Raw genomic sequence first — 10,874 nt, forward strand, 5'->3', positions numbered from 1 at the left:
CGCCGGGTCTTCGCCGGGCGGGGCTCGCGGTCAGTGGTGGTGGCCGGCCGGTGCGGTGGCGGGGGCCGGCGGTGCGGTGGCAGTGGTGGGGGCCGCCGGCACGGTGAAGGCGGCGGTGCGGACGGTGTCCTGGTGCCGGAAGTCGAGGAAGAACCGGTAGTCGCCCGGGCTGGGGGCGGTGCCGGTGAAGGTGATGTCCGGGCCGGGGGCGGTGGTGTCCGGGTGGACGTGGAGCTGGGCGAGGTCGCCGGCCCGCAGGACGACCAGGTGGCCGTAGGCGCCGAGGTAGGGCTGGAGATCGGTGACGGGCCGGCCGTCCTTGGTCACGGTGAGGGTGAGCCGGGCCGGGCGGCCGGGGGTGAACTCCCCGCCCAGGGTGACGGTGTAGCCGTCGACGGTGACGGTGCGTCCGGTCTCCGGCAGGGGTGCGGGGCGCAGGTCCCCGGCGGCGTGCAGGTCGGCGCCGAGGGTGAGGCCCTCGGTGGAGCCGGCCGGGGTGAAGTCGGCGAGGACCCGGTATTCGCCGGCGGCCGGTAGTGCGGCAGGGGTGCTCCAGGTGCCGTCGGCGGCGCGGACGGGGTGCAGGTGCTGGAAGGTCGAGAGGTCGCGCGGGGCGACCATCAGGTGCAGCTCCTTCTCGTGCGCCGGGAGGTAGTCGGTGACCGGGCGGCCGTCCGCGCCGAGGACGCGCAGGCGCAGGTCGACCGGGGCGCCGGCGCTGACGAAGGGGTTCTCCAGGCTGAGGGTGTAGCCGCGTTCGGAGATCTGGAGGCCACCGGGCAGCCGGTCGGCGGCCGGACCGGGCGCGAGGTCGGCGGTGCCCTGCGCGGTGGCCGCGGCACTGCCGGGCCGCGGAGCCGGGGCGCTCCCGGTGGCGTGGCCGACGCCGTAGGCGGCGCCGAACGCGGTGGTGAGGCCGGTGGCGAAGGCGGCGATCTTCAGCGCGGTGTTCATGGCGGAGCTCCTTCGTGCCCTGGGGGGCGAGCGGGTGCGGAGGTGCGGGGTCGCATCGGTGGGCGCGCCCTGAGTGAATACCCCCCTGGGGTATCAAGTCAAGGAGGTTCGAGGGTTGCGATGGATACCCCCTAGGGGTATTAATGGAGCCAGGCCGGACCGATACCCCCCTCGGGTATCAGGCTGGGTCCGTCGAGATCACCGGAGGAAACCATGTCCTGCTGCTCCACCACCGGCACCTGCTCCACCACTGCCGTCGCCGAGCCGGCTCCCGCCGCCGTGACCACGGTCTACGCGGTCGCCGGCATGACCTGCGGCCACTGCGAGCAGGCCGTCGGCAAGGCGGTCTCGGCCCTGCCCGGCGTCGGCGCCGTCACCGTGGACGTCGAAGCCGGCCTGGTCACCGTCGCGGCCGAGCCCGAGCTGGACGACGAGGCGCTGCGCGTCGCGATCGACGAGGCGGGCTACGCGCTGACCGGCCGCGGCTGACCCGGTCCGATCGGGGGTCGGTACCCCTCAGGGGTATCTGCCGGCCGCCGGGACGCCCCGCCCGGCGGCCGGCCCGAGCACTTCCCCGACCCCTGAAGCCCCGACGCCTGAACCTCCGAACCCCCGAGCACCGGCGCGGCATCGCGTGAGCGACCGGTGCACGACCCCACGGCCCCACGACGACTCACGAGGAGCCCGAATGACCACCCAGGCACCCGCCTCCACCGAGGTGGAGCTCAGGATCGGCGGCATGACCTGCGCCTCGTGCGCCGCCCGGATCGAGAAGAAGCTCAACCGCATCGACGGTGTCGAGGCCACCGTCAACTACGCCACCGAGAAGGCGCGGGTCGTCATCACGGACGGCGTCGAGGTCGCCGACCTGATCGCCACCGTCGAGGCCACCGGATACACCGCGGCACTCCCGAAGCCCGCCTCCGACCGACCGTCCGAGGGCGCCGAGGAGACCGGCCGGGGCGTCGACGAGCTCGCCCCGCTGAGGCAGCGTCTGTTCACCGCGCTCGCCCTGGCCGTGCCGGTGATCGCGATGGCGATGGTGCCGGCCCTGCAGTTCGACAACTGGCAGTGGCTCTCGCTCACCCTCGCGGCGCCCGTGGTCACCTACGCGGCCTGGCCGTTCCACCGGGCCGCCTGGACCAATCTGAAGCACGGCGCCGCGACCATGGACACCCTGGTCTCGCTCGGCACCGGCGCCGCCTTCCTCTGGTCGCTCTGGGCCCTGTTCCTCGGTCACGCCGGGATGCCGGGCATGCGGCACGGCTTCGAGTTCACCATCGCCCGCAGCGACGGCTCCGCCAACATCTACCTGGAGGCCGCGGCCGGCGTCGTCGCGTTCATCCTGGCCGGCCGCTACTTCGAGGCGCGCTCCAAGCGCACCGCCGGCGCCGCGCTGAAGGCGCTCCTGGAGCTCGGCGCCAAGGACGTCACCGTGCTGCGGGGCGGCGTCGAGGTCCGCGTCCCGACCGCCGAGCTGGCGGTGGGCGACCTCTTCGTGGTCCGCCCGGGCGAGAAGATCGCCACCGACGGGGTGGTGCAGCAGGGCTCCTCCGCGGTGGACGCCTCGATGCTCACGGGCGAGTCCGTCCCGGTCGAGGTCGCGGTCGGCGACACCGTCACCGGTGCCACCGTCAACGCCGGCGGCCGGCTGGTCGTCGAGGCCACCCGGGTCGGCGCCGAAACCCAGCTCGCCCGGATGGCCAGGCTGGTCGAGGACGCCCAGAACGGCAAGGCCGCCGCCCAGCGGCTGGCCGACCGGATCTCCGCCGTCTTCGTCCCCGTCGTGATCACCCTGGCCGTCGCCACCCTCGGCTACTGGATCGGCACCGGCGAGGGGTGGACCGCCGCGTTCACCGCCGCGGTCGCGGTGCTGATCATCGCCTGCCCGTGCGCGCTGGGTCTGGCCACCCCGACCGCGTTGATGGTCGGCACCGGCCGCGGTGCGCAGCTGGGGATCCTGATCAAGGGGCCGGAGGTGCTGGAGTCGACCCGTCGGGTGGACACCGTCGTCCTGGACAAGACCGGCACCGTCACCACCGGCCGGATGACCCTGCTCGCCGTCCACACCGCCGAAGGCGTCACCGAGACCGAGGCGCTGCGCCTGGCCGGCGCCCTGGAACACGCCTCCGAGCACCCGATCGGTGCGGCCGTCGCCACCGCCGCCGCCCAGCGCGTGGGCGCGCTGCCGCCGGTGGAGGGCTTCGAGAACGTCCCCGGCCTCGGGGTGCGGGGCGTCGTCGAGGGCCACCGCGTCGTCGCCGGCCGCGAGGCACTGCTGGCCGAGTGGGAGCTCGCGCCGGTGCTGGCCGGGGTCAAGGCGGCGGCCGAGGCCGCCGGACGGACCGCGATCGCCGTCGGTTGGGACGGTGAGGCACGGGCGGTGCTGGAGGTCGCCGACGCGGTCAAGCCCACCAGCGCCGAGGCGATCCGTTCACTGCGGGCGCTGGGCCTGCGCCCCGTCCTGCTGACCGGTGACAACCGGCTGGTCGCCGAGGCGGTGGCGGCCGAGGTCGGCATCGAGCCGCAGGACGTGATCGCCGAGGTCCTCCCGCAGGACAAGGTCGACGCCGTGCGGCGGCTCCAGGCCCAGGGCCGGGTCGTCGCGATGGTCGGCGACGGCGTCAACGACGCCGCCGCCCTCGCCCGGGCCGACCTCGGCCTGGCCATGGGCACCGGCACCGACGCCGCCATCGAGGCCGCCGACCTCACCCTGGTACGCGGCGACCTGCGCGCCACCGCCGACGCCATCCGGCTCTCCCGCCGGACCCTCGCCACCATCAAGGGCAACCTGTTCTGGGCCTTCGGCTACAACATCGCCGCCCTGCCACTGGCCGCCGCCGGACTCCTCAACCCCATGATCGCGGGGGCCGCGATGGCCTTCTCCTCCGTCTTCGTGGTCACCAACAGCCTCCGACTGCGGACCTTCCAGGCCGCCCCGGACCGGCCCCTCGGTCGTTCCCGGGCGGTCAGCGCCCGAGCAGCTCCCCGCCGTTGCAGTGCAGGATCTCGCCGGTGATGAACCCGGCCTCGGGCGAGGCCAGGAAGTAGACCGCCGCGGCGACCTCGCCCGCCTCACCGATCCGGCCCAGCAGCGTGCGGGCCGCCCGGCGGGACACCTCCGCCTCGTCCAGCCGCGGGCCGAAGAACTCGGTGCCCGCCACGGTGCCCGGGGCGACGATGTTGGCCGTGATGCCCGAGGTGCCGAGCTGGGCGGCCAGGAAGTGGTTCCAGGCGTGCAGCGAGGCCTTGGCGGCCCCGTACGAGCCGGCGCCGCTCAGCGCCGCGATCGAGCTGACCGTGACCACCCGGCCGGCACCGGGGGTGAGCCGGTCGCGGATGGACTCGGTGAGCAGCACCACGGTCAGCACGTTGCGCTCGAAGTCGCCGCGCCAGCGGGCCAGCAGGGCGTGCGGACCGCCGCCGATCACGGTCTCCCGGCTGCCGGCGTTGTTCACCAGCACGTCGATCCGGTCCGGCAGTTCACCGAGCACCGCCTCGACGTCGTCGGGATCGGCGAGGTCGCGGACCAGCGGGGTGACGTTCGGTCCGAGGTCGGCCGCGGCCTGTTCGAGCACCGCCCGCCGGCGGCCGACGATCACGACCCGTTCGCCCGCCTCGGCGAACCGCCGCGCCACTTCGTACCCGATACCCGTGCCACCGCCGGTGACAACGACGTTCCTGGCCATCTGCGCACTCCCTCCCCAGTTCCGCCGCCACGCTGCGAGGGTGCGGGACGGTCCGTACCGGAATGCCACGATTCCTATCACGCTCGGTTGCCGTGACTGCGGGGAGGGTGACGTTGCGCCCGCCGGAAGGTGTGATATGGGCGGGCCACGGCCCGCACACGGAGCGTGGCGAGAGGCAGGTCACACCCCCCGGGCGTAACTTCTCGCACCCTGATACGTCTTAGGTTGGTAGTGCGGCAGTTTTTCGGTGGGCGGCGACGTGGCGAACGGCATCACGTCGCCGCACGACCACCACTGCCGCCGACGGGGCTCCGGCGGGCCCCGGGTCGGTCGCCGACTGTTGGCGGCCTTCGCGCACGGCGCCGGGGTGTGGCGGGTCTGGGACGCTTTGAGCGGCCGTCCCCGGCTGCGGCCGCCCCGGAGTCGTGCGCTGTACTTCCGCCACCCTCGCGCGGGACGGCGAAGGGCCCGGCCGCGCAGTGCGGCCGGGCCCTTGCAGGTCCTGCGTCAGCGGGCTTCGAGGCCCACGTAGTCGCGGATCGCGGTGCCGGTGTAGATCTGGCGCGGACGGCCGATCCGGCTGGTCGGGTCGTTGATCATCTCGTGCCAGTGGGCGATCCAGCCCGGCAGCCGGCCGAGGGCGAACAGCACGGTGAACATGCTGGTCGGGAAGCCCATGGCGCGGTAGATCAGGCCGGTGTAGAAGTCCACGTTCGGGTAGAGCTTGCGCGAGACGAAGAAGTCGTCCTGCAGCGCGTGCTCCTCCAGCTTCAGCGCGATGTCGAGCAGCTCGTCGGACTTGCCGAGCTGGCCGAGCACCTCGTGCGCCAGCAGCTTGACCTGCGCGGCGCGCGGGTCGAACGCCTTGTACACGCGGTGGCCGAAGCCCATCAGCTTGACGCCGTCCTCGCGGTTCTTCACCTTGCGGATGAACGCGTCGACGTCGCCGCCGTCCTTCTGGATGCTCTCCAGCATCTCCAGCACGGCCTGGTTGGCGCCGCCGTGCAGCGGGCCCCAGAGCGCCGAGATGCCGGCCGAGATCGAGGCGAACTGGTTGGCGTGGCTGGAGCCCACCAGGCGGACGGTGGAGGTCGAGCAGTTCTGCTCGTGGTCCGCGTGCAGGATCAGCAGCTTGTCCAGCGCGTTGACGACGACCGGGTTGAGCTCGTAGTCCTCGGCGGGGACGGCGAACGTCATCCGCAGGAAGTTCTCGACGTAGCTCAGGTCGTTGCGCGGGTAGACGAACGGCTGGCCGACCGACTTCTTGTACGCGTAGGCCGCGATGGTCGGGAGCTTCGCCAGCAGGCGGACCGTCGACAGGTGGCGCTGGGCGGCGTCGAACGGGTTGTGGCTGTCCTGGTAGAAGGTGGACAGCGCACCGACCACCGAGGACAGCATCGCCATCGGGTGGGCGTCGCGCGGGAAGCCCTGGTAGAAGCGCTTGACGTCCTCGTGCAGCAGGGTGTGCTGGGTGATCTCGCGGTTGAACTCCGACAGCTGGTCCGCCGTCGGCAGCTCGCCGTTGATCAGGAGGTACGCGGTCTCGATGAAGCTGCCCTGCTCGGCGAGCTGCTCGATCGGGTAGCCGCGGTACCGCAGGATGCCGTTGTCACCGTCCACGAAGGTGATCGCGGACTTGTACGCGGCGGTGTTACCGAAGCCGTTGTCCAGGGTGACCAGGCCGGTCTGCGGGAGCAGCTTCGAGATGTCGAAGCCGGCGTTGCCCGCAGTGCTCTCGACGACGGGGTACTCGTACTCGCCGTCCTGGTACCGCAGTACTACCGAGTTGTCGCTCACGTCTTCCTCACCGACGAAATGAATCCTCTTCCAAGGTGCCCTGACTGTCTCTACCATCCCCCATCTGGCGGACAGCCGCGCACCCGGGGTGGCCCGAAAGGGACCGCCCCTACAAAACCTGCCGCCGTAGCCGGTACGAACCGGACAAGATCGGCACCACCCCAGGCTCTGCCGTAAATCTCTTCACGTCAAGAGAACAATAGAGGCAACCATCCGTTGGAGAATCATCCAGTCGCCAGCCGATGATCCAGCGCGGCGTGCCTCCTACCTGCGCTGACGGTGCGAACGGCCTGGCCGATCGCCTTCCGTGACCCCACCAGCACTACCAGTTTCCGAGCCCTGGTCACGGCCGTGTAGAGCAGGTTCCGCTGGAGCATCGTCCACGCCGACGTGGTGACCGGAATCACCACCACGGGGTACTCGCTCCCTTGCGACCGGTGGATCGTCACCGCGTACGCGTGCGCCAACTCGTCCAACTCGTCGAAGTCGTACGGCACCTCCTCGTCCTCGTCGGTGACCACCGTCAACCGCTGGTCGTCCACGCTCAGCGAGGACACCACTCCCACTGTGCCGTTGAAGACGCCGTTGCGCCCCTTGTCGTAGTTGTTGCGGATCTGCGTGACCTTGTCCCCCACCCGGAACGTCCGCCCGCCGAACCGCCGCTCCGCCAGCCCCTCCCGGGCCGGCGTCACCGCCGCCTGCAACAGCGTGTTCAGGTTCCCCGCGCCCGCCGGCCCCCGGTGCATCGGCGCCAGCACCTGGACGTCCCGGCGGGCGTCGAAGCCGAACCGCTGCGGGATCCGCCGCGCCACCACGTCCACCGTCAGCCCGGCCGCCCGCTCGGCGTCGTCCTCCACGAACAGGAAGAAGTCCGGCAGGCCCTCCGTCAACGGCGGCTGCCCCTCGTTGATCCGGTGCGCGTTGGTCACCACGCCCGACTGCTGCGCCTGCCGGAAGATCCTGGTCAGCCGCACCGACGGGATCGGCCCGCCGTCGGCCAGCAGATCCCGCAGCACCTCGCCGGCGCCCACCGACGGCAGCTGGTCCACGTCCCCCACGAACAGCAGGTGCGCCCCCGGCGCCACCGCCTTGACCAGCTTGTTCGCCAGGATCAGATCCAGCATCGACGCCTCGTCCACCACGACCAGATCGGCGTCCAGCGGGCGGTCCCGGTCATAGGCCGCGTCCCCGCCCGGCCTCAGCTCCAGCAGCCGGTGCACCGTCGAGGCCTCCACCCCGGTCAGCTCCGCCAGCCGCTTCGCCGCCCGGCCGGTCGGCGCCGCCAGGACGACCTTCGCCCGCTTCGCCAGCGCCAGCGTCACGATCGACTTCACCGTGAACGACTTGCCGCAGCCCGGGCCGCCCGTCAGCACCGCCACCTTCTCCGTCAGTGCCAACCGCACCGACTGCTCCTGCTCCGGCGCCAGCTCCGCCCCGGTCCGCTTCGCCAGCCAGCCCAACGCCGCCGGCCAGTCCACGTCCGCGAACCACGGCATCCGGTCCGACTCCGAACGCAGCAGCCGCAGCAGCTGGTTGGCCAGCGAGATCTCCGCCCGGTGGAAGGGCACCAGGTACACCGCGGAGATCGGCTCGCCGCCCTCCCCCGGTACCGACTCGCGCACCACCCCCTCCGTGGCCACCAGCTCCGCCAGGCAGTCGATCACCAGCCCCACGTCCACCTGGAGCAGCTTCACGCCGTCCGCGATCAGCCGCTCCTCCGGCAGGTAGCAGTGCCCCTGGTCGCTGCTCTGCGACAGCGCGTACTGCAGGCCCGCCTTCACCCGCTCCGGGCTGTCGTGCGGAATGCCCACCGCCTGCGCGATCCGGTCCGCCGTCAGGAAGCCGATGCCCCAGACGTCCGACGCCAAGCGGTACGGCTCGTTCTTCACCACCCCGATCGAGCCGTCCCCGTACTGCTTGTAGATCCGCACCGCGAGCGACGTCGACACGCCGACGCCCTGCAGGAAGACCATCACCTCCTTGATGGACTTCTGCTCCTCCCAGGCCGCCGCGATCTTCTTGGTCCGCTTCGGCCCCAGCCCCGGCACCTCGATCAGCCGGCCCGGCTCGTTCTCGATCACCTCCAGGGTGTCCACCCCGAACCGCTCCACGATCCGCTCCGCGAACCGCGGCCCGATCCCCTTGATCAGCCCCGACCCGAGATAGCGCTGGATGCCCTGGATCGTCGCGGGCAGCACCGTCGTGTAGTTCTCGACCACGAACTGCTTGCCGTACTGCGGATGCGACCCCCATCGGCCGTGCAGCCGCAGCGACTCCCCCGGCTGGGCGCCCAGGAGTGCGCCCACCACCGTCAGCAGATCGTTCGCACCGCGCCCGGTGTCCACCCGGGCCACCGTGTAGCCCGTCTCCTCGTTGGCATACGTGATCCGCTCCAACACGCCCTCGACCTGAGCGAGCTGGCGCGGCAGCGGCGTCTGATCCGCCTGCGTCTGCCTGGCCACCGGGCCCCCTTACCAGTGCGGGTGCAGTTTCGCTACGCACCGTACCGCCCGGGTGCGACAGCGGGCGTCCTGGTGCCAGGCTGGAGGGGCAACGGGGGGCGCCGTCCACGCCCGTGCCCCGCCGCGACGGGCCCGCCCAAGGAGCACCGCCACCATGCTCAGCACCGCCTTCACCCCCGGCTCCCCCAACTGGCTCGACCTCGCCAGCCCGGACACCGCCGCGTCCGCGGCCTTCTACGGCACCGTCCTCGGCTGGACCGTCGCCACGGCCGGGCCCGAGGCCGGCGGCTACGGCTTCTTCCAGCAGGACGGCCGCACGGTCGCCGCCCTCGGACCGCTCACCGACCACACCGCCCACCCCGCCTGGACGATCTACTTCCGCACCCGCGACGCGGACCGGACCACCGCGCTCGTCGCCGCCGGCGGCGGCACCGTCCGCTTCACCCCGTTCGACGTCTTCAGCAGCGGCCGCATGGCCGGCTACCGCGACCCCACCGGCGCCGACTTCGCCGTCTGGCAGCCGCACGACACCCGCGGCCTTGACGCCGTCACCGAGCAGGGGACGTTCTGCTGGGCCGAGTGCTACAGCGTCGACGCCGAGGCGGCCAAAACCTTCTACCGCACCGTCTTCGACTGGCAGGAGCAGGACGTCCCGCTCGGCAACGTGACGTACACCGTCCTCACCCCGGCCGGCGGCGGTACCGACGACGCGCACGGCGGCATCATGCAGCTCGGACCCGAGCAGACGGCCGCCGGCACCACCTCGCACTGGCTCCCCTACTTCGAGGTCGCCAACGTGGACGCCGCGCTCGCCCTGGCCGGTCAGCTGGGCGCGACCGTCCGGATCCCCGCGACGGACGTGCACGGCGTCGGCCGCCTCGCCCAGCTGCTTGACCCGCACGGCGCCGTCTTCGCCGTCATCACCAGCGCGCTGCCCGGCGAGTGACGCCGGATCACCTCGCCGGGCCACCTCGTCGGGTCCCACTCCCAGGGGCCGCCACGGAGGCCGCTGCGGGCCTTCCACAGCCTCCCGAGGCCCCCGGGGGCGACACCCAATGCCGGGTGAGTCCCTCGGTGCCCCACGGGGCCGCCTAGGCTGTGATCATGACCGACCTGACGATCCGCCGCGCCACCGCCGACGACCTGCCGGCGATAGTGGCCATGCTCGCCGACGACCCCCTGGGCGCCGCCCGTGAGAGCCCCGACGACCTCACCCCCTACCGCACCGCCTTCGCCCGGATCGACGCCGACCCGCACCAGCACCTGGTCGTCGCCGAGCGGGCCGGCCGGACCATCGGAACGCTCCAGCTGACCGTCGTCCCCGGGCTCTCCCGCAAGGGCTCCACCCGCACCATCATCGAGGCGGTCCGGATCCACGCGGACGAGCGCGGCGGCGGCCTCGGCACCGACCTGATCCGGTGGGCCGTCGACCGCTCCCGCGAGCTCGGCTCCGACCTCGTCCAGCTCACCTCCGACGCGACCCGGACGGACGCCCACCGCTTCTACGAGCGCCTCGGCTTCGTCCCCTCGCACCTGGGATTCAAGCTCGCGCTGTAATTCGCGGTGCTCCCGACCGGCCGTCCGGCCGTTTCGATCTGCCGGTACGGCCTGTCGTTCCGCAGCCCCGGAAACGCAAAGAACCCCCACCCGGAATCGGGTGGGGGTTCTTCACAATGATTGTTCGGCGGCGTCCTACTCTCCCACAGGGTCCCCCCTGCAGTACCATCGGCGCTGTGAGGCTTAGCTTCCGGGTTCGGAATGTAACCGGGCGTTTCCCTCACGCTATGACCACCGAAACACTATGAAACTGTCAACCGCACCATGACAGGCCATGTCATGGGGTCGTTGTTTCAGAACAACACAGTGGACGCGAGCAACTGAGGACAAGCCCTCGGCCTATTAGTACCGGTCAACTCCACCCCTTACAGGGCTTCCATATCCGGCCTATCAACCCAGTCGTCTACTGGGAGCC

The 10,874-nt window shown here is 71.8% G+C and carries 8 protein-coding genes and 1 rRNA gene; 4 read left to right on the forward strand and 5 right to left on the reverse strand.

Annotated elements, in window-relative coordinates; genetic code table 11:
• Positions 1-30 precede the first annotated feature (30 nt).
• Positions 31-954: a hypothetical protein gene (locus ACFVYI_RS08310; protein ID WP_387882338.1), complete on the reverse strand. Its 924-nt coding sequence runs from the start codon at positions 952-954 to the stop codon at positions 31-33.
• Between the two features lie 213 nt (positions 955-1,167).
• Here ACFVYI_RS08310 and ACFVYI_RS08315 point away from each other — a divergent pair, with 213 nt between their 5' ends.
• Both ACFVYI_RS08315 and ACFVYI_RS08320 read left to right on the forward strand, forming a co-directional pair.
• The gene (locus ACFVYI_RS08315; protein ID WP_387882339.1) at positions 1,168-1,443 is read left to right on the forward strand and encodes a heavy-metal-associated domain-containing protein; all 276 of its coding nucleotides are present in this window, start codon (positions 1,168-1,170) and stop codon (positions 1,441-1,443) included.
• 199 nt (positions 1,444-1,642) lie between these two features.
• Positions 1,643-3,973, forward strand: a complete 2,331-nt coding sequence (locus ACFVYI_RS08320; protein ID WP_387882340.1) for a heavy metal translocating P-type ATPase — start codon at positions 1,643-1,645, stop codon at positions 3,971-3,973.
• Here the strand turns inward: ACFVYI_RS08320 and ACFVYI_RS08325 are convergent.
• The 3 genes from ACFVYI_RS08325 to ACFVYI_RS08335 form a co-directional block, all read right to left on the reverse strand.
• Complete coding sequence (locus ACFVYI_RS08325) at positions 3,924-4,643, reverse strand: SDR family NAD(P)-dependent oxidoreductase (RefSeq protein WP_387882341.1); 720 nt, start codon at positions 4,641-4,643, stop codon at positions 3,924-3,926. The two genes, ACFVYI_RS08320 and ACFVYI_RS08325, sit on opposite strands and share 50 nt — an antisense overlap.
• 507 nt (positions 4,644-5,150) lie before the next feature.
• Entirely contained in the window at positions 5,151-6,440 is a 1,290-nt protein-coding gene (locus ACFVYI_RS08330) for a citrate synthase (protein WP_329489905.1), read from the reverse strand.
• A gap of 224 nt (positions 6,441-6,664) precedes the next feature.
• Complete coding sequence (locus ACFVYI_RS08335) at positions 6,665-8,902, reverse strand: ATP-dependent RecD-like DNA helicase (protein WP_387882342.1); 2,238 nt, start codon at positions 8,900-8,902, stop codon at positions 6,665-6,667.
• A gap of 154 nt (positions 8,903-9,056) precedes the next feature.
• Between ACFVYI_RS08335 and ACFVYI_RS08340 the strand changes: the two genes are divergently transcribed.
• Entirely contained in the window at positions 9,057-9,848 is a 792-nt protein-coding gene (locus ACFVYI_RS08340) for a VOC family protein (protein ID WP_387882343.1), read from the forward strand.
• Between the two features lie 158 nt (positions 9,849-10,006).
• Entirely contained in the window at positions 10,007-10,459 is a 453-nt protein-coding gene (locus ACFVYI_RS08345; RefSeq protein ID WP_387882344.1) for a GNAT family N-acetyltransferase, read from the forward strand.
• Positions 10,460-10,581: 122 nt separating this feature from the next.
• Here the strand turns inward: ACFVYI_RS08345 and rrf are convergent.
• Positions 10,582-10,698, reverse strand: a 5S ribosomal RNA gene (gene rrf, locus ACFVYI_RS08350).
• Between the last annotated feature and the right edge of the window lie 176 nt (positions 10,699-10,874).

The organism is Kitasatospora sp. NPDC058218 (assembly GCF_042882445.1).
Taxonomy (GTDB): Bacteria; Actinomycetota; Actinomycetes; order Streptomycetales; family Streptomycetaceae; genus Kitasatospora.

Bases quoted from the DNA above. Each gene is read 5' to 3' on its own strand.
- ACFVYI_RS08320 (WP_387882340.1), top strand. From the start codon at position 1,643: ATGACCACCCAGGCACCCGCCTCCACCGAGGTGGAGCTCAGGATCGGC.
- ACFVYI_RS08315 (WP_387882339.1), top strand. From the start codon at position 1,168: ATGTCCTGCTGCTCCACCACCGGCACCTGCTCCACCACTGCCGTCGCC.
- ACFVYI_RS08325 (WP_387882341.1), bottom strand. From the start codon at position 4,643: ATGGCCAGGAACGTCGTTGTCACCGGCGGTGGCACGGGTATCGGGTAC.
- ACFVYI_RS08345 (WP_387882344.1), top strand. From the start codon at position 10,007: ATGACCGACCTGACGATCCGCCGCGCCACCGCCGACGACCTGCCGGCG.
- ACFVYI_RS08340 (WP_387882343.1), top strand. From the start codon at position 9,057: ATGCTCAGCACCGCCTTCACCCCCGGCTCCCCCAACTGGCTCGACCTC.
- ACFVYI_RS08310 (WP_387882338.1), bottom strand. From the start codon at position 954: ATGAACACCGCGCTGAAGATCGCCGCCTTCGCCACCGGCCTCACCACC.